The organism is Bradyrhizobium sp. SZCCHNPS1003, from assembly GCF_032381555.1.
Classification (GTDB): domain Bacteria; phylum Pseudomonadota; class Alphaproteobacteria; order Rhizobiales; family Xanthobacteraceae; genus Bradyrhizobium.
This window is the reverse complement of the sequence record NZ_JAUHIU010000002.1, coordinates 1-24,165: the sequence shown is the minus strand read 5'-3', so window position 1 is coordinate 24,165 and position 24,165 is coordinate 1. Positions and strand designations below refer to the sequence as shown.

Sequence of the window (24,165 nt, the reverse complement as noted above, 5' to 3'; positions counted from 1 at the left end):
CCTCAAGCTTCTCTGTCTTCCGGGGCGCCGCTCAATGCGCAATCACAGGGCTGCCGACATCCTTGCCGCTGACGCGGCCTCCCGGTCCCACGGCCTGCTTTACCACAAGGGCGAGCGCCGCGATCAAGCCGGGAACTGCGATCACGGTGAAAATCTCGCTGAAGGTCAGATGGCGGGCCGTGAGCTCGGCGACCAGGAAGGAGCCGGCAATACCGCCGAAGCGGCCGATGCCCATCATCCAGGCCACGCCGGTGGCCCGGCCCTGGGTCGGGTAGAAGGAGGCGGCCAGCGCTGGCAGCGACGACTGCGCCGTGTTCATGACGACGCCGGCGACGAACACGATCACCACCAGGAAGCCGATGTTGCCGACCGCCTGGCCGATCAGGAAGATCGTCACCGCGGTCAGGGCGTAGCCGACCGCGACGATGCGGTTGGCGTTGAAGCGGTCCATCAGCAGGCCAAAGAACACCGCGCCGACGCCGCCGAGCGGGAACAGCGCCGAGATCAGGGTCGCTGTCTGCGGGTTGAGCCCGACATCCTTGAACAAGACCGGCATCCAGTTGATCAGCGAGTAGAAGATCACGAGCCCCATGAAATAGGTGACCCACAGCATCACCGAGCCGACGCGCAGCACCGGCGACAGCACCATGCCGATGCCGGTGGCGTTGACGCGCCGGGTGGTCTCGGCGTGCTCCGGCTCCAGCATCACGAACTGGCCGACATCGACGGCCGCGGCAGAGATCCTGCGCATCACCTTGCGGACACGCTCGACGCTCGCGCCGCGCGACAGCAAATAATGCACGGATTCCGGCAGGATCGCGATCAGCAGCACGGTCAGCACCAGCGGCGTCACGCCGCCGAGCACCAGCACGCTGCGCCAGCCCCATTGCGGGATCATCCAGGCGGCCAGGAAGCCGCCGCACGCCGCGCCCAGCGGGAAGCCGCAGAACATCAGGTTGGTCATGGTGGCGCGCAGCCGGCCCGGGCAATACTCGCTGAGCAGGGTCACGGCATTCGGCATGGCGGCGCCGAGGCCGATGCCGGTGACACAACGGAGCACGGTGAGTTCGGTCAGGTTGGTCGCGAACGCCGAGGCCAGGCAGGCGACGCCGAAGATCAGCACCGAGCCGACCAGCACCAGCTTGCGGCCGAGACGGTCAGCCACGGGACCGGCGAACAGCGCGCCGGCGGCAAGCCCGAACAGCGCCGCGCTCAGCACCGGGCCGAGCGCCGACTTCTCGATGCCCCACTCCTTGAGCAGCGACGGCGCGATGAAGCCGATCGCAGCGGTGTCGAAGCCGTCGAGCAGCACGATGACGAAGCCGAGCGCGAAGATCAGCCACTGGAAGGCGGAGAACTTGTGATCGTCGAGAAAGGCCTGGACGTCGACGCGGCCGGTCGTTTGCATCGTTTCTGCTTTCCTTGGGGGCTGTTCTGGCTCGTTCGCCGAGGTCCGCAAGGAGCGCGCGTCCGTGCGCGATCAGCCCTGCGCCTGCGGCGGCTTGACGAGATATGTGACCGGGCGCGACAGGGCGCGCCAGCGCCGGGCTGCGTCTATCAGCTATTCCAAAACGGCATAAGATATCAGGTGAGCCATGCTGATTTTAGAACGGGTCTCAACGGGTCTGGGCTGCGGACTGCGCATCACGTAGACGCCCCGGGCTCCACCCGCCCCTGGGAGGGTCGGCTCACTTGAGCGCAGCGCAAGTGAGCCGGGGTGGGGTGATCTCTCCAGGTGCTCCGGCGCCCGTGGCTTCACCCCACCCCCGCTCGCCCGCTTCGCAGGCGACCGACCCTCCCCCTCCAGGGGAGGGTCGGCATCGGTAGAGCGGATACAGAGTGCTTCAGTTACCGCGGCAGCTTCCTGATCAGCGCCGTCGCCAGCTTCATCGTGTGCTGCGCCAGCGGCGTCGGGCGCTTGTGCGCCGAGGTGACGAGGCACAGCACGCTGGTCGGCGCCGGCTCGGTCAGTGGACGGATCGCGAGCTCGCTCGCGCGCCCGGACGCGGCGACGCCGCTCGGGGTCAGCACGGCGTGGCCGTAGCCGGCGCAGACGAGGTCGATGATCGAGGGCACGCTCGACACTTCCCAGGCGATGTCGAGCTTGATCCCGGCGAGCGCGGCTTGCGTCTCCAGCAGACGCCGCATCGCATGCACCCGCTCCGGCATGATCAGCTGATAGCGCGACAGCTCGGCCATCGGCAGCGGCGCGGTGACGCGGCGCTTGCCCTTCGGCGCGTGGCTCACCAGCGCCAAGGGCTCCTGCAGCACCGGCGTAATTTCGATGCCGGCCTGGGCCTCGGGATTGTAGACCATGCCGACATCGATACGCCCCGTGGTCACCCACTCCACCACATGCGTCGACAGGCCTTCGACCACGGCGAGCCGCGCCGCCGGAAACTCCTTGCGGAAGCGGTCGATCAGCGGCAGCGTCAATTGCCGCGCGATGCTCGGCGGCAGGCCGATGGTGACGCGGCCGACCGGCGCGTCGCGGCTGGCGCCGAGATCCTCGCGCGCATGCGCCACCAATTGCAGCACGCCGACGCTATGATCGAGCAGCCGCTTGCCGGCTTCGGTCAGCGCCACCCCACGGCCGTTGCGCGCGAACAGCTGCTGCTTCAGCTCGGATTCCAGCGCCCGCACCTGCCGCGACAGCGCCGGCTGCGCCACGTCGAGCACGCTTGCCGCCTTGCTGAACGAGCCGAGCTCGGCGACCTGCACGAAATATTCGAGCTGCTTGAGGTTCATGGCTGGAGGCCTCGAACATCATGCCTCAGTATGCACAGCCGGCTGCCCCACCCTCCGCTGTCGTCCCTGCGAAAGCAGGGACCCATAACCACCGGGGCCCTCTGTCGAGAAAGAAAGATGACGCAGAGCCGTTTCCAACAATCGGCCGTCCGCGGTATGGGTCCCGGCGTTCGCCGGGACGACGGCGGAGGATGCCGCGGCAGCCTGGCGAACCGTCCTAAGCTTCGCCCCATCAGCCGCCTCATCTCAGTTCAGCACGTTCACCGAAAAATTCAGCGCGGACGCAAACGCGACCCAGCAGGCATAGGGCACGAACAGCAGCGCCGCGATCCGGTCGTCGCGCCATTGCATCACGATGAAGGTCACGATCAAGACGAACATGCTGACGATGATCGCGAACGCCACCCACATCAGATGCGCGGTGAAGAACACCGGCGACCACGCGAAGTTCAGGACCAATTGGCCCCACCACACCTGCATCACCGCACCGCTGCCGACGCGCTCATAGGTCCGCCAGCCGGCGATCGCGACCAGGATGTAGAGCACGGTCCAGGCGATCGGAAACAGCCAGCCCGGCGGGGTGAACCAGGGCTTGTTGAGCGAGCCGTACCAGGCGCCGGGCAGGTTCGAGGCGCCGATGATCCAGCCGCCTCCGACCACGAGAACCAAGAGGACGAGGAGATGCAGGATGGATCGGTTCATATTCCGCTCGGCGTGATTTTCGGGGTCCGTCGATCCGGGACAGGCAGCCATGCTGCCCTGCCGACGCGCCCGCACTGGACAAGGATGGGCCGGGCGCGTAGCCAGGACATAACACAAAGCCAGCAAATGTCAGGGGTTTCGCCTGACGGGCATCGCAGGGACCGGACCGCCGATCACGTCAGCTCCAGGTCCGACTGCCCAAGGAAACGGAGTTCGATCAGTGGCTGATTCCCCGGCCCCCTCTTCAGCCATCGCCTCGATCGCGGCCGTCGAAGCCGGCCTCGCCGCCCAGGGCTATATCGCCAGCCGCCAGATCGCCACCGCCGTCTACCTGTCGCAGGCGATCGACAAGCCGATCCTGGTCGAGGGCCCGGCCGGCGTCGGCAAGACCGAGCTCGCCAAGGCCATCGCCGCCTGGCGCGGCCTCAAGATGATCCGGCTGCAATGCTACGAGGGGCTCGACGAGGCCAAGGCGCTGTATGAGTGGAAATACGCCAAGCAGCTGCTCTACACCCAGATCCTGAAGGACAAGCTCGGCGAGGTGCTCGGCGGCGCGCAGACGCTGCACGCGGCGCTCGCCCAGCTGCATGATTTCGGCGACGTGTTCTTCTCCAAGGAATTCGTCGAACCCCGGCCGCTGTTGCAGGCCCTGCTCGAGCCTGATGGCTGCGTGCTCCTGATCGACGAGATCGACAAGTCCGACGCCGAGTTCGAGTCGCTGCTGCTGGAGATCCTGTCGGACTTCCAGGTCACGATCCCCGAGCTCGGCAGCATCGCCGCCGCCAAGCCGCCGACCGTGATCCTGACCTCTAACTCCGAGCGCAATCTCGGCGACGCCCTGAAGCGGCGCTGCCTGCATCTGCACATCGGCTTCCCCGAGCAGAAGCTGGAGGAGCGCATCGTCGAGAGCCGCATCCCCGGCATCTCGCAAACCCTGCGGCGGCAGCTCGTGGCTTTCATCCATGACATCCGCACGCTCGACCTGAAGAAGCAGCCGTCGGTCAGCGAGACCATCGACTGGGCGCGCGTGCTGGTGCTGCTGCAGGCGGCCGAGCTCGGCCATGACGTGGTGAAGGATACGCTCAACGTGCTGCTGAAATACGAGTCCGATATCGAGGTGGCGCTGCCGCAGGTGACGACCTTCGTCGCCAAGGCGCAGCGCCAGAACATCTTCGGATAGGGCCCCATGCAGGAGAACCTGCATCGCTTCTTTCGCGCCGCTCGCGGCGCCGGCGTGCATGTCTCGCCGGCCGAGAGCATCGACGCGATGCGCGCGGTCGCGACCGTCGGCCTGTCCGATCGCACCGTGCTGCGCGACAGCCTGCTGCTGACCTTGGCCAAGAGCGAGGACGAGAAGAAGGCGCTTGGCGCCTGCTTCGATCTGTTCTTCGCCCATGTCGATCCGGCACAGGCAGAGACGAACGAGGGATCAGAGGAGGCGGCGCAGACCGAAGCCCAGCCAGCGCCGACGTTGGGGCAGCAGACCGGCAAAGCGAATACCGAGCTCGGCCCCCTTGCCCAGATGCTGCTCGCGCAGAGCACGGCCGAGATCTCGGCTGCGATCGCCAACGCCTCCAGCGCCGTCGGCCTTTCCGAGATCCGCTACTTCACCCAGCGCGGTCTGTTCTCCAGCCGCATGCTGGAGACGATGGGCATCCAGCGACTGCGCGACGATCTGGACGCACTGACCGAAAGCAATCCTGCGCTGGCCGAACGGCTGCAGGCCGGGCTCGATGGCCTGCGCGACACCGTGCGTGATGCCGTTGCGCAGGCGCTCGCACTGTACGGCCGCGAGGAAACCGAGAATTTGCGCCACGAGATCCTGCGCAACGCGCAGCTATCGCGCATTGAGCCGCGCCAGGTCGCGGCGATGCGGGCGCTGATCCGGCAGATCGCCCGCCGCCTGCGCGAGCGCTACAGCAAGCCGCGCAAGCGCCAGCGCCGCGGCCATCTCGACGTCCGCCGCACGCTTCGCCGCAACGCCGCCTGGGGCAGTGTGCCCTTCCTCACCGCCTGGAAGCGCCGGCATCGCGACCGCCCGAAGATCGTGGCGCTGTGCGACGTCTCCGGCTCGGTCGCCCGCGTCTCGGACTTCTTCCTGCTGCTGATCCACAGCCTGCATGACGTCGTCAGCGACGTCCGCTCGTTCGCGTTCTCCGGCCACCTGATCGAGGTCAGTGGCATCCTCGAGCAGAAATCCGCCGAGGAGGCGATGGCCGAGATCATGGACAAGGTCGGCTTCGGCTCGTCGGACTACGGCAGCTCGCTGGTCGATTTCGAGAAGCAGTTCATGGCCTCGGTCACGCCGCAGACCACCGTGATCGTGCTCGGCGACGCCCGCAGCAACAAGCTCGACCCACGCGCCGACATCCTGAAAGCCATCTCGGAGCGCGCCAAGCGCGTCGTCTGGCTCAACCCCGAAGGGCGCGTGACCTGGGGCTGGGGCGATTCCGAGATGCCGCGCTACCAGACCTTCTGCAACGTCGTCCGCCCGTGCGCGACCGCGCAGCAGCTGGAGCGCGCCGTCAGCGACATCGTGTCGGCGTATCAGTAGCCCCCGCTCTCACTCCATCATTGCGAGCGCAGCGAAGCTGCGCGCCTCCCAATGACAACATGATGGAGCAGCGCGTCTGGGCCTTGGATATCTCTCCCATTCGGGCCCAAGGAAAGTCCCGCGGTATGGGTCCCGGCGTTCGCCGGGACGACAGCGGTGGTTGTCGCTCGACTGGGGCCGTCCTACACAGCTGTGCGCCCCACTCACAACTGTCGTCCCGGCGAACGCCGGGACCCATAACCACCGGCCGGAACGTGAGGCACAACTGGTTCTGACACCTGATGACACCGGTCCCGAGTCCACGGGGCGCGCCGACTAAAATCTATCAGCACAAGATGGTCAGCACGGCTGCTATCACACAGCATCGACAAACAGGCAATCGCGCAGGCACGCCTTTGCCCACGCAATTCAGCGGATCGCTGATCTACCGTCCCCCCGCCGCCCGCTTCAATAGCGCCGCGCGCTGCTGATCGGTAAAACTCACGCCGGACTTCTTCTCCACCACTTTCACCGCCCATGATCGCATCGGATCATCATCCACCCGCGCCGGCTCGCGCAGGATGGCGACGCCGATTTCCAGCATCTTGGCGTCGGCCTGATGTTCTATGCCGCCGCCACCAGCACTTGCCAACGCCAATGCACCGGCCGCAGCCCCGATGGCGGCAGCCAGCGCCGTCGTCACGAAGAATTTCCAGTCCAAATCTGCCCCCTGCTCTCACCCGCCACTGCGCTGCCACGCTCGAACAGGTTTTTGTCTGCGGCATGGCGATGTCTGGCCCTTCGTTCGGCAGCAAGCTCATCAAGCGACCATATTTGTTCGGTCCGTGACGACGCACGGCGCGAGAACTGTGATCCCGTGTGTGACTGCCCGTCGCGTTACCATGTCGCAGCGCTCAGGCCTTGTGCTGTCGGGCAAATCAGACCGATGGTTGCGGCCATCCTGCTTCGTGAAGAGGGGCGTACGCGTCGTCACGATACGTGAGGCAGGCTGCGATGGACGCGGCTCGCATCATGCGCATCTCGCGCGGACGAGTGATGTGGCGGCGTACGGTGAAGTCGTGATGTCCTGATACCCCGATGCTGGTATCACGTGCGTGACAATGCCCAGCGCATTGCGCGCGCCATGGTGGCCAACACGCCCGGTGCACCAGGGAGACCACGTATAAACCGTCAGACCATCGCGCAGGGAAGGCCGGAATGTTCGGCCCACCTGTGGTTCCTGCCCCGTGCACTTTTTTCGCACGGGGGCCGCGGGTGTGGTGGACACCCGGCCTTCCCTGCGCCCTCGATTTTACCGGGGGTTATCGATCAGCAAGGCTCGGACGCATCTGCGCCGCGAGAACGCGATGTCACATCCTGATATCTCATCCGGCCTGCGCGTTCGAACGTCGCCCTCAGCGCGGCACCACCGCGGTCGCCTCGATCTCGACGCGCGCGGCCTTCTCGACCAACCGCACCACCTGCACCAGCGCCATCGCCGGATAGTGGCTGCCGAAGATCTCGCGATAGATCCTGCCGAGATCCTTCAGGTTGGCGAGATACTCGTCCATGTCGACGACGTACCAAGTCAGCCGCACCAGATGCTCCGGCCCGGCGTTGCCCTCGGCCAGGATGGCGGCGATGTTCTGCAGCGCCTGCCGGACCTGCGCCACGAAGCCCTCGGCCAGCGTCTCGTTCGCGTCCCAGCCGATGACGCCGCCGGTCACGACGATCCGTCCGTCCGCGCTGATGCCGTTGGCATAGCCCTTCGGCATCGGCCAGCCGCTCGGCTGCAGGACGCGCAGGCCTTCGCCCTCCTCCTGCTTCACCACGGCGAGCGTGGGCGCTTTGGTCGTGCTCACGAACGTCTCTCCCTGTCTCTGCTACGCGCCCGTGCCCGACGATGGCGCAGCGGCTGCCTGTGCGATCGCGCGCAGGGCGAACCGCTTCAGCTTGCCGGTCTCGGTCTTGGGCAGCTGCGTCACGAACTCGATCGCGCGCGGATATTTGTACGGCGCGATCTCGCGTTTGACATGCTCCTGCAGCTCGGCCACGAGCGCCGGGGTGCCTTCCGCACCCGGCGCCAGCACGACATAGGCTTTCACGACCATGCCACGGGCCTCGTCGGGCGCACCAACCACGCCGCATTCGGCGACCGCGGGATGGGTCAGCAGCGCCGCCTCGACGTCGGTCCCGGCGATGTTGTAGCCGGACGACACGATCATATCGTCCGACCGCGACTGGTACCAGAAGTAGCCGTCCGCATCCATGACGTAGGTGTCGCCGGTGACGTTCCAGCCGTTCTGGACATATTTGCGCTGACGCTCGTCGGCGAGATAGCGGCAGCCGGTGGGCCCGCGCACCGCGAGCCGCCCCATGGTCCCCGGCGGCACGTCGCGGCCTTCATCGTCGATGATCTTGGCCTCGTAGCCCGGCACCGGCTTGCCGGTGGCGCCGGGCCGGATCTCGTCCTCGACGGCGCTGATGAAGATGTGCAGCATCTCGGTGGAGCCGATGCCGTCCATCAGCTTCAGACCCGTCGCCTTGAGCCAGGCATCGAAGGTCGGCTTGGGCAGCGTCTCGCCAGCGGAAACGCATTTGCGCAACGAGGAGATGTCACGGCCTTCGAGCTTGCCGAGCATGGCGCGATACGCCGTCGGGGCGGTGAAGCAGACGGTCGCCTTGTAGCGCTCGATGGCCGACAACAGATCGTCTGGCGTCGTCTTCTCCAGCACGACATAGGAGGCGCCGATATGCATCGGAAACAGCACTCCACCGAAGCCGAAGGTGAAGGCGAGCGGCGCCGTGCCGATGAAGCGGTCGCCCTGATTGGCGCGCAGCACGTTGCGGGCGTAGCCGTCGCAGACCGCCAGCATGTCGCGGTGGAAATGCATCGTGCCTTTCGGATCGCCGGTCGTGCCCGAGGTGAAGGCGATCAAGCAGAGATCGTCGGAGGCGGTATCGACCGCGGTGAACTCAGGGCTGACATCCGCAATCAGCGCTTCCAGCGAGTCGGGCTTTCCATTGCCCCAGTAGACGACCTGCTTCAGCGCCGGCGCGACCGCGCGCGTCTTTTCCATCTCGTCGGCGAGCTTGCCGTCGCACAGCGCCAGCGCGATCTGCGCCTTCTGGATCGGATAGGACAGCTCCTTTGCGCGCAACAGCGGCATGGTGGCGACGACGATGCCGCCGGCCTTGATGACGGCCAGATAGGTGGCAACCATCATCGGGTTGTTGGCGGAGCGCAAGAGCACGCGGCCGCCGGGCACCAGGCCGAGCTTGCTGACGAGCACGTTGGCGATCTTGTTCACCAGGGCCTGCAGCTCGGAATAGGTATAGCTGACCTCGGTGCTGATGATGCAGGGCGCATCGCCCCGCCCTTCCTCGACCCAGCGGTCGACGAAATGCGTCACACAGTTCAGCCGTGGCGGATAGTGGAATTCGGGCCGGCTGAACACGAAGTCGGGCCACAGCTCGCGCGGCGGCAGATTGTCCTGAGCGAAGGTGTCGACATGGGCGCTATGCGCCTTTGCGCTGTCCGGAAGTTGAGCTTTGGCGGCGGTGGCCATCACAGGCTCCTGTCTGAAAGGAAAGACGCCCGGTACGTTTCAGTCCTAAACATTTTAGACTTAAAACATCTGGACGCAAGAGCCGAAGATTGTGCACTGCCAGCAAATTGTTTGAGCGTTTGCCGCGCGCAGCAGCGTCGCCTGCGACGTCCTGTCAGGCTCGCGTCAATCCTGCCGGCGCTGCACGGCTTTCTGCGCCGATCCCTTGGTCTTGGCGAGCAGCCGCATCAGCTCACGCACGTCCTTCTCCGTGAGATCGCCGAAGATGTCCGCTATCCAGGTCTCGTGCTCGGCCGCCATCTTGCGGAATTCGGCGCGGCCGAGCTTGGTCAGGCGGATCACCTGAACCCGACGATCGGTCTCCGAAGTGCGGCGATCGAGATGGCCGGATTCGACCAGGCGCTCGACCAGCCCGGTCACGTTTCCATTCGAAACCATCATGCGCTTGGAGACATCGGACAGGGTCATGCCATCAGGCGCCTTGTCGAGCTGCGCCATCAGGTCGAAACGCGGCAGGGTCACGTCGAAGCGCTCGCGCAGCCGGCTGCGGATCTCGCCCTCGATCAGGGTCGTGCAGGTGAGCAGGCGCAGCCACAGCCGCAGCTCCTCGGCATGGTCCTCGGGCAGCTCGACGGCCTTGGTCTCGGAATCAAGCGTCATGACGGAATCACTTGGGCACGTTCAGCCTCGTCCAGCGAGGCTCGCGAGTTTGACCTTCAGGACCTTCCGGGAGCAAGGAAAAACGTACCGTCCCCTGTGGCAGAGGAGGAAGGACGGTAATTCCTTTAACCTTCAAGCAATTGGCGCGCTGCTTGCATGCAGCCGAAACCGCCGTTCACCGCAGGCAGCTCGCTTGCGGGTAAGGGCGTCATCGGACTAGGCTTGAGACCAAGCTGCGGTCTGACGCATCATCTGGTCAGGTGCAAAAAACATAAACCTGAATTTCCGCATCCGGGGGAGTTGTCATGAAAGTGAGTTCGAAGCTGGTCGGTCTCGGCGCTGGACTTGGCGTCGTCGCGTGCCTGCTGGCGCAGCCGACGCTGGCCGCCGACAAGATCAAGATCGGCGTCATCGTCACCCTTTCGGGGCCGGCCGCCGCGCTCGGCGGGCAGGTCCGCGACGGCTTCAATCTCGCGATCAAGGACCTCGGCGGCAAGATGGGCGGCAAGGACGTCGAGGTGGTCGTCGCCGACGACGAGCTGAAGCCGGACGCCGCGATCACCAAGGCCAAGGGCCTGCTCGAGCGCGACAAGGTCGACTTCGTCGTCGGCCCGATCTTCTCCAACATGCTGCAGGCGATCCACCGCCCGATCACGGAGAACAAGACCTTCCTGATCAGCCCGAATGCCGGTCCGTCGAGCTACGCTGGCAAGGAGTGCAGCCCGTATTTCTATGTGACGTCGTACCAGAACGACCAGGTGCACGCGGTTCTCGGCAAGGTCGCACAGGACCGCGGCTACAAGAAGATGTATCTGCTGGTGCCGAACTATCAGGCCGGGCGCGATAGCGTCGCCGGCTTCAAGCTCGACTACAAGGGCGAGATCGTCGAAGAGTCCTACGTTCCGCTCAACACGCTCGACTTCCAGCCCGAGCTGTCCAAGATCTCCTCGCAAAAGCCGGACGCCGTGTTCACCTTCATGCCGGGCGGCATGGGCGTGAACCTCGTCAAGCAATTCAAGCAGGCGGGCCTTGCCGACAGCGTCCCGGTGCTCTCCGCCTTCACCGTCGACGAGTCCACGCTCCCTGCGCAGCAGGATGCCGCGGTCGGAATGTTCGGCGGCGCCAACTGGGCACCGAATTTCGACAATCCGCAGAGCAAGAAGTTCGTCGCCGGTTACGAGGCCGCCTACAACAGCGTGCCCGGCACCTACGCCATGCAGGCCTATGACGCCGCGCTGCTGATCGACAGCGCCGTGAAGGCGGTCGGCGGCGACCTCAGCAACAAGGATGCCGTGGCCGCGGCGCTGAAGAAGGCCGATTTCGCCTCGCTGCGCGGCAACTTCAAATTCAACACCAACGGCTACCCGATCCAGGACTTCTATCTAACCAAGGTCGCCAAGCGTCCGGACGGCAAGTTCCAGACCGAGATCGTGCAGAAGGTGTTCGAGAACTACGCCGACCGCTACGCCAAGGACTGTGCGGCCAAGTAAAAACACGGAGCGAAACCAACATGAGCCATCCGGAAATCGCCGGCATCACCCGGGCCAATGAGGGCATCCAGGGCATCTCCTGGAACATCCTCGGCCAGATCTATGTGCCGAAGAACCGCACCGAGCACAGCTTCTCCTGGCATGCGACGTTCCCGGTCGGCACCTTCGTGCCGCCGCACATCCATCCCGACCAGGACGAATATCTCTACATCCTCGAAGGCCGGCTCGACTTCTTCCTCGACGGCGCCGAGGAATACGCCACCGCCGGCGACACGGTGCGGCTGCCGATGGGCAAGCCGCACGGCATCTTCAACAAGTCGCAGCAGACGGCCAAGACGCTGTTCTGGGTGTCGCCGACGCGGCGGCTCTACGAGCTGTTCTGGGCGATCCACAACATGCGCGAGCAGAACCCCGACGACGTGGTCAAGCTCGCCGCCGAGCACAACATCCACTTCCTGCCCCCGCCTCCGGGGGCGTGAGGATCTGATGCTACGAGGCTTGCCGCGTGACCATCCGCGCGGCAAAGCCGGCCCGGCTGGCATAGCCGCGCACGATGCCCTCGCGGGCCTCGTAGTTCAGGATGGTGTTGATGTCGGTGAAGCCCTGCGGCGCAAGCTGCTCGACGGCATCGATGACGCCCTCGGGGCCGCCGCGGCGGTTCGAGGCGACGATCTCGGCGGTCATCGGCAGCCGCTTCTGCTCATAGGCCATCAGCGCCTGGCGCGGATGCTCGGAGCGGGCCAAGGCATCGGCGAGCGCGCGGGCATCGAGAATGGCCTGCGAGGCGCCGTTGGAGCCGACCGGGTACATCGGATGCGCGGCATCGCCCAACAAGGTGACGCGGCCGCTCGACCAGTACGGCAGCGGATCGCGGTCGCAGCAGGGATATTCCCAGAACTCCGGCGTCGCCCGCACCATGGCGGCGAAGTCGACCTGGGGAATGGAGAAGCCGTTGACATGCGGCATCAGCTCGTCCGTCTTGCCGAGCCGCGACCAGTCCTCACGCCGCGGCGGCGCGGTGTTGGCATCGCCGATGCGCACCAGCACGGCCCAGTTGGTGAGGCGGGTGGCGGGGCTCGAGCCCTCGGCGATCGGATAGATCACCGCCTTGGCGTTCAGGCCGCCGGCGATGATCATCGACCGCCCGGTCAAAAACACCGGCCAGTCGGTGGCGCCGCGCCACAGCATCAGGCCGTTCCAGCACGGCGCGCCCTCGTTGGGGAACAGCGTCTGCCGGACCTTGGAATGGATGCCGTCGGCGCCGATCAGCACGTCGCCACGGACGGTGTGGACATGAGACCCGGTGCGATCGAAGAAATAGGCGGTGACCCCGCCCTCGTCCTGGGTGAAGGCGCCGAGCCGGCAGCCGGTGTGGACCTTCTCCGGCCCGAGCCGCTCCACCACCGCCTGGTGGATCACGCTCTGCAGCCGGCCGCGGTGGATCGAGAATTGCGGCACGTCATGGCCGGCGTCGAGCCCACGCGCTTCGTGCCAGACCTCCTGGCCGCGCCGAGTCAGGTAGAACAGCTCGGAGGTGCGGATGGCGACCTGGTCGAGCCGGTCGAGCAGTCCGAGCTGGGCGAGCTCGCGGATCGCGTGCGGCAGGGTGTTGATGCCGACGCCGAGCTCGCGGATCGCATCCGCCTGCTCGAACAGCTCACAGTCGATGCCGCGCGCCCGCAGCATCAGCGCCGTGGTCAATCCACCGATACCGCCGCCAACGATGATCGCCTTCATCGCGCCCTACTCCACTCGCTCAGGACGTACCGGGCCGCAGCGTGGCACAGCGGCTCACTCCGCCGCAAGCGGCTTCGACGCCTCGGCCTTCAGCTCCGCCCGCGTTTTCGGCTTAGCCTTAATCTTCAGCTCCTCGAAATCCTGCCGATCCCGCACGCTGTTGCGGAAGATCTGCTCTTTGCCCGGCAGATATTGCGGCGGACAGAACATGTCGGCGCCATACCAGGCCGCGGCCTTCATGGTGAAGGCGGGGTCGACCAGATGCGGGCGGCCGAGCGCGACGAGATCGGCGCGGCCGGCGGCAAGGATGGTGTTGACCTGATCGGCCGAGGTGATGTTGCCGACGCACATGGTGGCGACGTGGGCCTCGTTGCGGACCTGATCGGAGAATGGCGTCTGGAACATGCGGCCGTAGATCGGCTTGGCCTCGCGCACCGTCTGACCGGTCGAGACGTCGACGAGATCGACGCCCGCCTCGCCGAAGGCGCGGGCGATCAGCACCGCGTCGTCACCAGCGACGCCGCCCTCGGCCCAGTCGGTGGCGGAGATGCGCACCGACATCGGCTTGTGCGCCGGCCACGCCGCGCGCATCGCGGCAAACACTTCCAGCGGGAAGCGCAGCCGGTTCTCCAGCGCGCCGCCATACGCGTCGGTCCGCTTGTTGGTCAACGGCGAGATGAAGCTCGCCAGCAGATAGCCGTGGGCGCAGTGCAGCTCGAGCATGTCGAAGCCGCAGCGCTCGCCACGCTCGGCCGCGGCGACGAAATCGGCCTTGATCGCGTCCATCGCCGCGCGGTCGAGCTCGCGTGGCACCTGGCTGTCAGGGAAGTACGGCAGCGGCGACGCCGACACGATGTCCCAGCCGCCCTGCTCCAATGGCCGGTCCATGCCGTCCCACATCAGCTTGGTCGCGCCCTTGCGTCCGGCATGGCCAAGTTGCAGCGCGAACTTGGCTTGCGAGTTGGCGTGAACGAAATCGACGATGCGCTTCCAGGCGGCCTCCTGCGCGTCGTTCCACAGACCGGCGCAGCCGGGCGTGATGCGGGCCTCGCGGCTGACGCAGGTCATCTCGGTGAACAGCAGACCGGCGCCGCCGATCGCGCGCGAGCCATAGTGCACGAGATGGAAATCGCCGGGCACACCCTCCGCCGCCGAGTACATGCACATCGGCGACAGCACCGCGCGATTTGCGATCGTCATCTCGCGCAGCTTGAGCGGCTGGAACATCGGCGCGACCGGCTTCTCGACGTCGACGTCGAAGCCCTTCGCGCGAACCTGCCGCGCGAACGCCTTGTCGACCTCGGCCACGAAATCCGGCGCGCGCAAGGTGAGATTGTCGTAGGTGATCGCCTTCGAGCGCGTCATCACGCCGAACGCGAACTGCACCGGATCGAAATCCCAGAAGCGGTCGACGTGCTCGAACCAGACCAGCGACACGTCGGCGGCATGCTGCGTCTTCTCGACCTCCTCGCGGCGGCCATGCTCATAAAGATCCAGTGCGGCCGGAATACTGGGCGCGCGCTGCATGACGTCAGCCAACGCGATCGCGTCTTCCATCGCGAGCTTGGTGCCCGAGCCGATCGAGAAATGCGCGGTCGACTTGGCGTCGCCGAGCAGCACCATGTTGTCCTTGACCCAGCGCTTGTTGCGGATCATCGGGAAGTTGCGCCACATCGAGCGGTTGATCAGCAGCGGATGATCACCGAGGAACCAGCCGAAGATCTCCTTCATGCGGTCGGCGGATTGCCGCTCATCGAGCCCGGTCAGGCCGGCCCGCTCGAAGGTCTCTGGATCGGTCTCGAAGATCCAGGTCGAATGGCCCGTCTCGTACTGATAGGCGTGCGCGATGAACGGGCCCCACTCCGTCTCCTGGAAGATGAAGGTGAAGGCGTCGAGCGGCTTGGTCGATCCCATCCACGCGAACTTGTTGGCGCGCAGATCGACCTCGGGCTGGAAGTGATCGACGTATTTCTGGCGGAAGCGGCTGTTGATGCCGTCAGACAGGATCAGGAGATCCGCATCAGCGAATTGCGACTCGTCCTCGAGGTCGACCTCGAACTGCAGGGTCACGCCCAGCTCGCGCGCTCGCTCCTGCAGGATTCGCAGCAGCGTGCGGCGCGAGCAGCCGCAGAAACCATTGCCGCCGACCCGGTGGACCGTGCCGCGGAAATGCACGGCAATATCATCCCAGTAGGCGAATTCCTGGGTGATCCGCTGGTAGCTCGGCAGGTCATGCTTCTCGAAATTGTCGAGCGTGGCATCGGAGAACACCACGCCGAATCCGAACGTGTCGTCGGCGCGGTTGCGCTCGTAGACCGCGATGTCGGCGCTGGGCCGCTGCTTCTTGAGCAATATCGCCGCATAGAGACCGGCAGGTCCGCCGCCGATGATCGCGATCTTCATGAGCGCCTCCACTGGAGAGCCGAGCCAATGAAAATTATTTTAACCCTAAAATATCTCCTGGCAAGCCCCTTCGGTTCCCTCCGCTTGTCAATTGCCCTGGAAGACCGGCTTCGACTTGGCCGCGAAGGCCTCGAAGGCGCGATTGAAATCCTCCGTCGTCATGCACAAGGCCTGGGCAACTGCCTCGGCTTCGATCGCCTCCTCGACCGACATCGCCCATTCCATCGCCAGCATGCGCTTGGTCATCGTGTTGGCGAAAGTCGGGCCGTTCGCGATCTCGGTTGCCAACACCACGGCCTGCGCCAGCACGTCGGCGGGTGCGACGATGCGGCTGAAGAAGCCCCAGCGCTCGCCCTCCTCCGCGCTCATGAACCGGCCGGTGTAGAGCAGTTCGGACGCGCGGGACTGACCGATGATGCGCGGCAGGATCGCGCAGGCCCCCATGTCGCAACCGGCAAGGCCGACCTTGTTGAACAGGAACGCGACCTTGGCACCGGCTGCAGCCAGCCTGATATCGGAGGCCATCGCAACGATCGCGCCAGCGCCTGCACAGATTCCTTCGACCGCCGCGACGATCGGCTGCGGACAGGCCCGCATCGCCTTGACGAGATCGCCGGTCATCCGGGTGAAGGCGGTCAGACCCTTGGTGTCCATCTTCACCAGCGGACCGATGATCTCGAACACGTCGCCGCCGGACGAGAAATTGCCGCCTGCACCGGCCACGACGATCGCCTTGACGTCATCGTCGAACGCGCAGGCCCGGAAGAAGTCGGTCAGTTCGCGATAACTCTCGAAGGTCAGCGGGTTCTTGCGCTCGGGCCGGTTCAACGTCACGGTCGCGACGCGATCCTTGACCGCTAGCAGGAAATGGCTGGGCTTGTAGTCCGCCAACGGCACGGTGACGGGATTGGCGTGTCTCGACATGTCAGCTTCCTTCCTTCAAATCTTATCGTTGGGCGTTACGGTCTACACCTCGCCGCCGGCCACAGCGATCGCCTGTCCCGTGATCGCACCGGCACCGCTGCCGCATAGCCACAGCACGGTATCAGCAACTTCCTGCGGCATGATGAGCCGCCCCTGCGGATTATGCTTGGCAAGCTCGGCGATCGCCTGCTCCCGGCTGCGGCCGGTCTTCTTCATGATGTTGTCCACGCTGTCGGCGACGAGATCCGTATCGGTGAAGCCTGGGCAGACTGCGTTGACTGTCACGCGCGTCGCAGCCAGCTCCAGCGCGAGCGAGCGCGTCAGGCCGACGACAGCATGCTTCGCTGCGGTGTAGGCGCTGACGTAAGGATAGCCCTTGAGCCCTGCCGTCGACGCGACCGCAACGATGCGGCCATAGGACTTTGCCCTCATCGCCGGCAGCACTGCCTGCACGGCATGCACGACACCCATGAAATTGATGTCGATCATGCGACGGAACAGCGCGGCATCCGATTTCAGGAACGGGGCGGACTCGGCACTTCCGGCATTGGCAATCAGGATGTCGATCGGCTGGCGCGCAAGAGCGGCGGCAACGGCCACGTTCAGCGCGGCCTGATCGGCAGCATCGGCAATGGCGGCGTAATCGGCGCAGCCGGCTGCGATCGCCTCATCGAGCGTTGCGCCGTTGCGCCCGACGATCGTCACGGTTGCGCCGGCAAGCTTCAGGGCTTGCGCGATCTCGCGGCCGATGCCGCGTCCGCCGCCCGTCACCATCGCATGCGCAGCTGCAGGCAATCCCGACACGCGCGCCTCCTCATCTCTTACAATACGATCGCGGCCTCGAAGTTATTTTAAACTTCAAATTTTTGCAACAACACGCCCGAAGCGCCTTGACACCCCGGTTGCCGCGACTAGCGTTCAAGGGCCTGGAGCGAGCAGCGTAGCGGTATCAGGCATATCTCGGAGGTCTGCGTGCCTGCGTCGCAAATCACCACCACGAAGGACGGCCGCTTCGGCTACGAGGCGTCGGGGGCGCCCGAGCGGCAGACCGTGGTGTTCCTGCACGGCATCGGCGGCGCGGCACGCGCCTGGCGCGGTCAGCTCGACTATTTCGGCGAGCGCCGCCATGCGGTGGCCTGGGACATGCCAGGCTATGGCCAATCCGCCCGGCTCGAGACGGCCAGCATCACCACGCTCGCCGCTGCGCTTCAAGATTTCCTGAGCCAGATCGGCGCCAAGCAGCCGATCCTCGTTGGTCATTCCATCGGCGGGATGATCGTACAGGAATGGTTGACGACGCATCCGCAGGCCGCGTCGGCCGTGGTGTTGGCTCAGACCAGCCCGGCCTTCGGCAAGGCCGACGGCGACTGGCAGAAGTCGTTCATCGAGGCGCGTCTCGGACCGCTCGATCGGGGCGCGACGATGGCGTCGCTGGCGCCGGACCTGGTCAAGGAGTTGGTCGGCGACGATCCCGATCCGCGCGGCCTTGAAATTGCAACCTCCTGCATGGCCGGTGTACCCGAGGCAAGCTATCGCGCCAGCATGCTGGCCCTGCTCGGTTTCGACCGGCGACAAGCCTTGAAGGACATCAAGGTGCCGACGCTGGTGCTCTCGGGCTCGAAGGATCGCAACGCGCCGGCGCCGATGATGGAGAAGATGGCGAGCTTCATTCCCTCGTCGGACTACGTCGAACTTCAGGGCGCCGGCCATCTCGTCAATCTCGAACGGCCCGGCGAGTTCAACGCCGCACTCGATACGTTCCTGACGACACATGCAACACCAGCGACAGCGGAGAGATGATGACGATCCCGGTCCAGAAGACGGCGATGGCCTCCGGCGAAGCCCTCGATGCGCCGATGTTCGATCCGGCCCCATATCGGCTCACGGCCGAGCAGGCCGACATCATCACACGGGCCCGGGAACTCGGACAAAGCGTGCTGGCGGGCCGCGCCGCGACCTGGGATCGCGAGGCGAGCTTTCCGACTGAGAACTACAAGGACCTGCATCGCGCGGGCCTGCTCGGCATCTCCGTTCCCAAGGCTCTCGGCGGCCTCGGCGCGGGCTACCAGACCTATGCACTCACCGCCGCCGAGATCGGTCGCTATTGCGGCGCCACGGCGCTGACCTGGAACATGCACGTTTGCTCGACCTTATGGTCCGGACCGCTCGCCGACGATCTCGACATGGACGAGGACGTCCGCGCCGAGCACGAGCGGCGGCGCGCGATCCACTACAAGCGCGTCGTCGACGACGGCGCGATCTATTCGCAGCCCTTCTCGGAGGGTGGCGCGGCGGCAGCGGGCGGCGTCGCGTTCGGTACCGAGGCCAAGCCGGTCAAGGGCGGCTGGCTGGTCAACGGCAAGAAGATCTTCGCCTCGCTCGCCGGACACGCAGATTATTATGGTGTGCTATGCACCGAGGTCAGCGAGGGCGAGAAGGCGTCCCGCCGCAACACGCTCTATCTCGCGGTGCCGGCGAAAACGGAGGGCGTCTCTGTCGTCGGCGACTGGGATCCGCTGGGCATGCGCGGCACGGTGTCACGCACGCTGCTTTTCAAGGATGTCTTCGTCGAGGAGGACGCCGCCTTGATGCCGCGCGGCGTCTATTTCCAGGCGGCGATGCGCTGGCCGCACATGTTCATGACGTTGTCGCCGACCTATATGGGGCTGGCGCAGGCTGCGTATGACTTCACCGTCAGATATCTGCGCGGCGAGGTGCCGGGCATGCCGCCGGTCAAGCGGCGGATGTACCCGACCAAGCAGATCGCGGTCGCGCAGATGCAGATCAAGCTGGAGCAGATCAAGGGAATCTGGTTCCAGGCCGTCACCGAGGCGCGAGCCAATCCGAGCAAGGAGCAGGTGCTGCGCGCCTATGCGGCGCAGTACTCGGTGATGGAGGGGGCCAATGATCTGGCGGCGCTCGCCATCCGCACCTGCGGCGGGCAATCGATGCTGAAGACGCTGCCGCTGGAGCGCATCTATCGCGACAGCCGCTGCGGCTCCCTGATGCTGCCCTGGACCGCCGAATTGTGCCTCGACCGCATCGGCCGCGAGGCACTGTACGAGCCCGGCGAGACGGACGACTGAGCGTGGACCTCTGCAGCCTGATCGAGCGCAACGCGGCGTTCACGCCGGACAAGCCGGCGATCCACTTCGAAGGCAGGCCGCTGAGCTATGCCGATTTCAGCGAGCGCATAGCGCGGACAGCGCGGGCGCTGAAATCCGAGTTCAGCGTCGGACGCGGCGACCGCGTCGCGATTTTGAGCCTCAACCGGCCGGACTATCTGGTCTTGCTCTATGCCTGTGCGCGACTCGGCGCGATCCTGGTGCCGCTGAACTGGCGGCTGGCGGTGGCCGAGCAGGTCTTCATTCTCTCGGATGCTGCCGCCAAGGTGCTGGTGCTGGAGCAGGCCTTTGCGCCGGTGCTGCCGGCGCTCGCCGAGAGCCATCCGGAGACCGTGCCGGTCGGCATCGACTTTGCGCCGTCGAGCGGATTGCAGATCGACGATCTGCTGGGCCGCGGTCACGGCGATGATCGCAACCCGCACATCGACCTCTCCTGCCCGCTGCTGATCGTCTACACCTCGGGCACCACGGGCCGGCCGAAGGGCGCGGTGCTGCGCCAGGAGGCGTTGCTGTGGAACGGGGTGATGAGCCAGCACATGCATGGCCTCACCTCCGACGATCACGTGCTGACGGTGCTGCCGCTGTTCCACGTCGGCGGCCTCAACATCCAGACTACGCCGGCGCTGCATCACGGCGCCGCCGTTACGCTGCACGCCCGCTTCACGCCGGATTCGACACTGGCGGCGATCGTCAACGAACGGCCGACGTTGACCGTGCTGGTGCCGGCAACCATTCAGGCCGTCACCGAGCATCCCGATTGGAACGCGACGGACCTGTCCTCGCTGAGAGCTGTTGCGACCGGATCGAGCATCGTGCCGCCAGCGCTGATCGAACGCATCACCGCACGCGGCGTGCCGGTGCTGCAGGTCTACGGCTCGACCGAGACCTGTCCGATCGCGGTCTACACACGGCTCGGCGGCGACCTCTCGCGCGCAGGCTCGACCGGCCTGCCCGGGCTGTGCTGCGAGGCCAAGATCATCGACAAGGACGGCGACGAGCTTTCGGCAGGCAAGGCGGGCGAGATCGCCGTGCGCGGGCCCAATCTGTTCTTCGAATATTGGGGCAACGCCAAAGCCACGCAGCAGGCGATCCATGACGGCTGGTACCGCACCGGCGACATCGCCCAGCGCGATGCCGAGGGGTACTTCTTCGTGCTCGAGCGCAAGAACAACATGATCATCTCCGGCGGCGAAAACGTCTACCCAGCCGAGATCGAGCGCGTGCTCGGCGAGCATCCCGACGTCGTCGAATGCGGCGTGATCGGCCGGCCCGATCCGCGCTGGGACGAAGTGCCCGTCGCCTTCGTGGTCAAGCGCCAGGGTTGTGCGCTCGACGCGGAGACCTTGCGGGCGCATCTGCAGTCGCAGCTCGCGCGCTTCAAGGTGCCGCGCGACATCGTGTTCGTCGACGACCTGCCGCGCACCGCGCTCGGCAAGGTGCAGCACCATCTGCTGCGCCAGATCGATGGCCCCAAATGATCGGCATGGAGACGCGCTCTTGAAAATTGCGGTGCTCGGCGGCGGCAATGGCTCCTTTGCGGCGGCAGGTGATTTCGCGCTCGGAGGTCACGAGGTCCGTCTGTGGCGCCGCGATGCGGACGCTGTCGCGCAGCATCGCGCGGCGGGCTCGACGATCATCGTCAAGGACGTCAATGGCCGTCATGAGGCCAGGCTGGCGCTAGTCACGACGGATATCGGCGAGGCCGTCTATGGCGCCGAGCTGATCCTCTGCCCGGCACCGGCCTTCGCGCAGGCAGCCATCGCGCACCAACTTGCGCCGCATCTCGTCGACGGTCAGGTCGTGTTCCTGCCGCCGGCGACCTTCGGCACGATGATCTTCGCGGCGGCCGCGCGTGATGCCGGCAATCAAGCCAACGTCAGCTACGCCGAGACCGGCACGCTGCCCTGGCTGACGCGCAAGCACGGCCCGTTCGAGGTCGCGATCACCATCCGGGCCAAGCGGCTGCCGGTCGGCGTGTTTCCGCTGAACACGGCCGCACATGCGCTGGCTGTCATCGGCCGCGCCTTCCCCGGCGTGATCGAGCCCTGTGGTGACGCGCTGTCGGGCGCGCTGATGAATGCCGGCTGCATCATCCATCCGCCGCTGATCGTGATGAATGCAGGTCCGATCGAGCATTTCGAGCGCTGGGACATCCACAAGGAGGGCACGCAACCTTCGATCCGCCGCGTCACCGATGCGCTCGATGCGGAGCGGATTGCGGTGCGCGAAGCGCTCGGCTACGGCGCGCCGCATTTTCCGCTGGCGCATCACTACGCCAGGGAGGGCGAGATCTGGATGTATGGCCGCGGCTCGCATGACCGGCTCACCGATTCCGGCGATTGGCGCGAGCAGCTCGTGCTGACGCAGCACCGCTACATGCGCGAGGATCTCAGGCTCGGCCTGTCGTTCCTGATCTCGGCCGCCGAGCTGAGCGGCACGCCGACGCCGCTCGCCCGCGCCTTCCTGGCCATCGGCGGTGCGATCTGCGGCGAGGATTTCATGGCAACGGGACGCACGCTCGCCCGCCTCGGCCTTGGTGGTCTCGACCGGACCGCGCTGCAGGCGCTGCTGCGTGATGGATTTGCTCAATGAGCGGGCGCGGTCATATCGCCTGCCTCGGCGCCGGCCGCATGGGCCGCGGCATCGCCGTCGCCTTCGCCTATGCCGGCCATCCCGTGACGATGATCGACATCAAGTCGCGCACGCCGGAGGAGTTCGCCGGGCTGGAGCGCGACGCGCTCGGCGAGGTCGGCGCGACGTTCGCGACCTTGGCGCGGCTCGGGATGCTGCAAGCCGCCGATGCCGAAAAGCTGATGGGCAATATCGCCGTCGCGCCGGCCAGCGCGAGCGGCGATGTGCTGGCGCAGACGACCCTGGTATTCGAGGGCGTGCCGGAGATCGTGGACCTCAAGCGCGAGGTGCTCGGGGCGGCGTCGCGCGCGGTCGCGCCCGACGTGATCATCGCCTCGACGACCTCGACGATCCTGGTCGATGATCTCTCCGGTGCGGTGGAGCGGCCTGAGCGCTTCCTGAATGCGCACTGGCTCAACCCGGCCTATCTGATCCCGCTGGTCGAGATCTCGCCGGGCCAGGCGACGGATCCCGATGTCACGGCGCGGCTGAAGGCGCTGCTCGAAGGCATCGGCAAGGTGCCGGTGGTCTGCGCGGCCACGCCGGGCTTCATCGTGCCGCGCATCCAGGCGCTCGCCATGAATGAGGCGGCGCGCATGGTCGGCGAAGGGGTCGCCAGCGCCGAGGAGATCGACAAGGCGATCCGCTACGGCTTCGGCTTCCGCTACGCCGTGCTCGGCCTGCTCGAATTCATCGACTGGGGCGGCGGCGACATCCTCTACTACGCCAGCCGCTATCTCGAGGGCGCGCTCCACAGCGACCGCTATCGCGCGCCCGAGGTGATCGAGCGCAACATGGCGGAGGGCCGCATCGGCCTGCGCACCGGCGCCGGATTCCTCGATTATTCCGGTATGGATGTCGCAGCCTATCGCGAGCAGCGGCTCGGCGCGCTGGTCGACATGCTGCGGCATTTCAAGCTCGCCCGGCCGCCGGTTGTGGATTGAGCACGCAGCGAGGCTGATCGTCGCGTGGCGCATAGCCGTAGGGTGGGCAAAGGCGCGCAGGCGACACTGCGCGCCTCATGCTGCGCTCCATCGCGCGCCGTGCCCACCATGTCGCTCCGCATGCCTGGATGCACGGTGGGCACGCAACCGCCCTGCGGGCGGCTGCTTTGCCCACCCTACAGCGGTGTCGCTGCCGGCCCTTTGCGGGTATCAACTGCAACTGCATCAACAAACTCCGCCGTCGTCCCGGCGAGCGCCGGGACCCATAACCCCAGGGAGGAGTTTGGGGACGCGCGTCGATCATCTCGCAAAACAATGACTGCCGCGGAGTATGGATCCCGGGTCGGCGCCGCGACGCGCTTTGCGCGTCACGGCTTGCCCAGGACGACAATGGTGGGTGGATCGGAACACGGGTCAAACAGCGGGCGGCATGACGTCTCGTTCTCGCGGCGCATTTGCGCCCGAGCGTTGCGATCAGTTCGCCCCTCTTCAAATGCAGAGGGCGCAGGGAAGGCCAGGCGTCGGCTGACGCCTGCGGCCCGCCTGCGAAAAAGAATGCAGGCGGCAGGTACCACAGGTGCAGCCGGAAACACCCGGCCTTCCCTGCGCGACGGTCTTCACGGTAGAGTCGAGGAAGGGCGCGGTGGCTTGGGCCATTCGGCAACGCCCCGTTTCCCTTCCCCGCTCATCGAACCGGAC

The 24,165-nt window shown here is 66.0% G+C and carries 20 protein-coding genes; 9 read left to right on the top strand and 11 right to left on the bottom strand.

The features are described 5' to 3' along the window. Positions 1-31: 31 nt before the first annotated feature. The 3 genes from QX126_RS03895 to QX126_RS03885 all read right to left on the bottom strand — a co-directional run bounded on the left by QX126_RS03895 (position 32) and on the right by QX126_RS03885 (position 3,408). Positions 32-1,408 (bottom strand): MFS transporter, encoded by a 1,377-nt coding sequence (locus QX126_RS03895; protein WP_315779433.1) that lies wholly within the window; start codon positions 1,406-1,408, stop codon positions 32-34. A 440-nt stretch (positions 1,409-1,848) separates the two neighbouring features. Further along, a complete protein-coding gene (locus QX126_RS03890) occupies positions 1,849-2,748 on the bottom strand; it encodes a LysR substrate-binding domain-containing protein (RefSeq protein WP_315773063.1) in 900 nt (299 codons plus the stop codon). A 246-nt stretch (positions 2,749-2,994) separates the two neighbouring features. Further along, a complete protein-coding gene (locus tag QX126_RS03885; protein WP_315776539.1) occupies positions 2,995-3,408 on the bottom strand; it encodes a TspO/MBR family protein in 414 nt (137 codons plus the stop codon). A 262-nt stretch (positions 3,409-3,670) separates the two neighbouring features. Here QX126_RS03885 and QX126_RS03880 point away from each other — a divergent pair, with 262 nt between their 5' ends. Together QX126_RS03880 and QX126_RS03875 are read left to right on the top strand one after the other, a co-directional pair. Then, a complete protein-coding gene (locus tag QX126_RS03880; protein ID WP_315779431.1) occupies positions 3,671-4,630 on the top strand; it encodes a MoxR family ATPase in 960 nt (319 codons plus the stop codon). A gap of 6 nt (positions 4,631-4,636) precedes the next feature. Further along, a complete protein-coding gene (locus QX126_RS03875; RefSeq protein WP_315779429.1) occupies positions 4,637-6,004 on the top strand; it encodes a vWA domain-containing protein in 1,368 nt (455 codons plus the stop codon). 424 nt (positions 6,005-6,428) lie between these two features. Here the strand turns inward: QX126_RS03875 and QX126_RS03870 are convergent, their stop codons facing one another. The 4 genes from QX126_RS03870 to QX126_RS03855 form a co-directional block, all read right to left on the bottom strand. Further along, complete coding sequence (locus QX126_RS03870; protein WP_315741183.1) at positions 6,429-6,704, bottom strand: hypothetical protein; 276 nt, start codon at positions 6,702-6,704, stop codon at positions 6,429-6,431. A 694-nt stretch (positions 6,705-7,398) separates the two neighbouring features. Continuing rightward, the gene (locus QX126_RS03865; RefSeq protein WP_315741182.1) at positions 7,399-7,845 is read right to left on the bottom strand and encodes a RidA family protein; all 447 of its coding nucleotides are present in this window, start codon (positions 7,843-7,845) and stop codon (positions 7,399-7,401) included. A 21-nt stretch (positions 7,846-7,866) separates the two neighbouring features. Then, entirely contained in the window at positions 7,867-9,552 is a 1,686-nt protein-coding gene (locus QX126_RS03860; protein ID WP_315779426.1) for a benzoate-CoA ligase family protein, read from the bottom strand. A 165-nt stretch (positions 9,553-9,717) separates the two neighbouring features. After that, positions 9,718-10,212 carry a MarR family transcriptional regulator gene (locus QX126_RS03855; protein ID WP_315741180.1) on the bottom strand — a complete coding sequence of 165 codons (495 nt, stop codon included), beginning with the start codon at positions 10,210-10,212 and terminating at the stop codon, positions 9,718-9,720. Positions 10,213-10,517: 305 nt separating this feature from the next. Here QX126_RS03855 and QX126_RS03850 point away from each other — a divergent pair, with 305 nt between their 5' ends. Together QX126_RS03850 and QX126_RS03845 are read left to right on the top strand one after the other, a co-directional pair. Beyond that, the gene (locus QX126_RS03850; RefSeq protein WP_315779424.1) at positions 10,518-11,702 is read left to right on the top strand and encodes an ABC transporter substrate-binding protein; all 1,185 of its coding nucleotides are present in this window, start codon (positions 10,518-10,520) and stop codon (positions 11,700-11,702) included. A 20-nt stretch (positions 11,703-11,722) separates the two neighbouring features. Beyond that, on the top strand, positions 11,723-12,181 hold the full coding sequence (locus QX126_RS03845) for a cupin domain-containing protein (RefSeq protein ID WP_008963203.1): 459 nt from the start codon (positions 11,723-11,725) through the stop codon (positions 12,179-12,181). Between the two features lie 10 nt (positions 12,182-12,191). Here the strand turns inward: QX126_RS03845 and QX126_RS03840 are convergent, their stop codons facing one another. The 4 genes from QX126_RS03840 to QX126_RS03825 form a co-directional block, all read right to left on the bottom strand. Further along, on the bottom strand, positions 12,192-13,439 hold the full coding sequence (locus tag QX126_RS03840; RefSeq protein WP_315757985.1) for a flavin-dependent oxidoreductase: 1,248 nt from the start codon (positions 13,437-13,439) through the stop codon (positions 12,192-12,194). Positions 13,440-13,493: 54 nt separating this feature from the next. After that, positions 13,494-15,842, bottom strand: a complete 2,349-nt coding sequence (locus QX126_RS03835) for a bifunctional salicylyl-CoA 5-hydroxylase/oxidoreductase (RefSeq protein WP_315779423.1) — start codon at positions 15,840-15,842, stop codon at positions 13,494-13,496. Between the two features lie 87 nt (positions 15,843-15,929). Further along, entirely contained in the window at positions 15,930-16,766 is an 837-nt protein-coding gene (locus QX126_RS03830; RefSeq protein ID WP_315779421.1) for an enoyl-CoA hydratase family protein, read from the bottom strand. A gap of 42 nt (positions 16,767-16,808) precedes the next feature. Next, a complete protein-coding gene (locus QX126_RS03825; RefSeq protein ID WP_315779419.1) occupies positions 16,809-17,570 on the bottom strand; it encodes an SDR family oxidoreductase in 762 nt (253 codons plus the stop codon). A 168-nt stretch (positions 17,571-17,738) separates the two neighbouring features. Here QX126_RS03825 and QX126_RS03820 point away from each other — a divergent pair, with 168 nt between their 5' ends. From QX126_RS03820 to QX126_RS03800, 5 genes are read left to right on the top strand one after another with little or no spacing between them, the layout of a single operon-like run. Further along, positions 17,739-18,566 (top strand): alpha/beta hydrolase, encoded by an 828-nt coding sequence (locus QX126_RS03820; RefSeq protein WP_315779417.1) that lies wholly within the window; start codon positions 17,739-17,741, stop codon positions 18,564-18,566. After that, positions 18,566-19,852, top strand: coding sequence for an acyl-CoA dehydrogenase family protein (locus tag QX126_RS03815; RefSeq protein ID WP_315779415.1), 1,287 nt, complete (start codon positions 18,566-18,568; stop codon positions 19,850-19,852). Before QX126_RS03820 ends, QX126_RS03815 begins: the two co-directional genes overlap by 1 nt. A gap of 2 nt (positions 19,853-19,854) precedes the next feature. Next, entirely contained in the window at positions 19,855-21,369 is a 1,515-nt protein-coding gene (locus QX126_RS03810) for a long-chain fatty acid--CoA ligase (protein WP_315779413.1), read from the top strand. 19 nt (positions 21,370-21,388) lie between these two features. Then, the gene (locus QX126_RS03805) at positions 21,389-22,483 is read left to right on the top strand and encodes an NAD/NADP octopine/nopaline dehydrogenase family protein (protein WP_315779411.1); all 1,095 of its coding nucleotides are present in this window, start codon (positions 21,389-21,391) and stop codon (positions 22,481-22,483) included. Then, complete coding sequence (locus tag QX126_RS03800) at positions 22,480-23,466, top strand: 3-hydroxybutyryl-CoA dehydrogenase (RefSeq protein ID WP_315779410.1); 987 nt, start codon at positions 22,480-22,482, stop codon at positions 23,464-23,466. Before QX126_RS03805 ends, QX126_RS03800 begins: the two co-directional genes overlap by 4 nt. The last annotated feature ends 699 nt before the right edge of the window (positions 23,467-24,165 follow it).

Coding starts and splice junctions, on each gene's coding strand:
- QX126_RS03830 (WP_315779421.1), bottom strand. CDS start 16,766: ATGTCGAGACACGCCAATCCCGTCACCGTGCCGTTGGCGGACTACAAG.
- QX126_RS03800 (WP_315779410.1), top strand. CDS start 22,480: ATGAGCGGGCGCGGTCATATCGCCTGCCTCGGCGCCGGCCGCATGGGC.
- QX126_RS03850 (WP_315779424.1), top strand. CDS start 10,518: ATGAAAGTGAGTTCGAAGCTGGTCGGTCTCGGCGCTGGACTTGGCGTC.
- QX126_RS03855 (WP_315741180.1), bottom strand. CDS start 10,212: ATGACGCTTGATTCCGAGACCAAGGCCGTCGAGCTGCCCGAGGACCAT.
- QX126_RS03890 (WP_315773063.1), bottom strand. CDS start 2,748: ATGAACCTCAAGCAGCTCGAATATTTCGTGCAGGTCGCCGAGCTCGGC.
- QX126_RS03845 (WP_008963203.1), top strand. CDS start 11,723: ATGAGCCATCCGGAAATCGCCGGCATCACCCGGGCCAATGAGGGCATC.
- QX126_RS03875 (WP_315779429.1), top strand. CDS start 4,637: ATGCAGGAGAACCTGCATCGCTTCTTTCGCGCCGCTCGCGGCGCCGGC.
- QX126_RS03840 (WP_315757985.1), bottom strand. CDS start 13,439: ATGAAGGCGATCATCGTTGGCGGCGGTATCGGTGGATTGACCACGGCG.
- QX126_RS03860 (WP_315779426.1), bottom strand. CDS start 9,552: ATGGCCACCGCCGCCAAAGCTCAACTTCCGGACAGCGCAAAGGCGCAT.
- QX126_RS03895 (WP_315779433.1), bottom strand. CDS start 1,408: ATGCAAACGACCGGCCGCGTCGACGTCCAGGCCTTTCTCGACGATCAC.
- QX126_RS03815 (WP_315779415.1), top strand. CDS start 18,566: ATGACGATCCCGGTCCAGAAGACGGCGATGGCCTCCGGCGAAGCCCTC.
- QX126_RS03835 (WP_315779423.1), bottom strand. CDS start 15,842: ATGAAGATCGCGATCATCGGCGGCGGACCTGCCGGTCTCTATGCGGCG.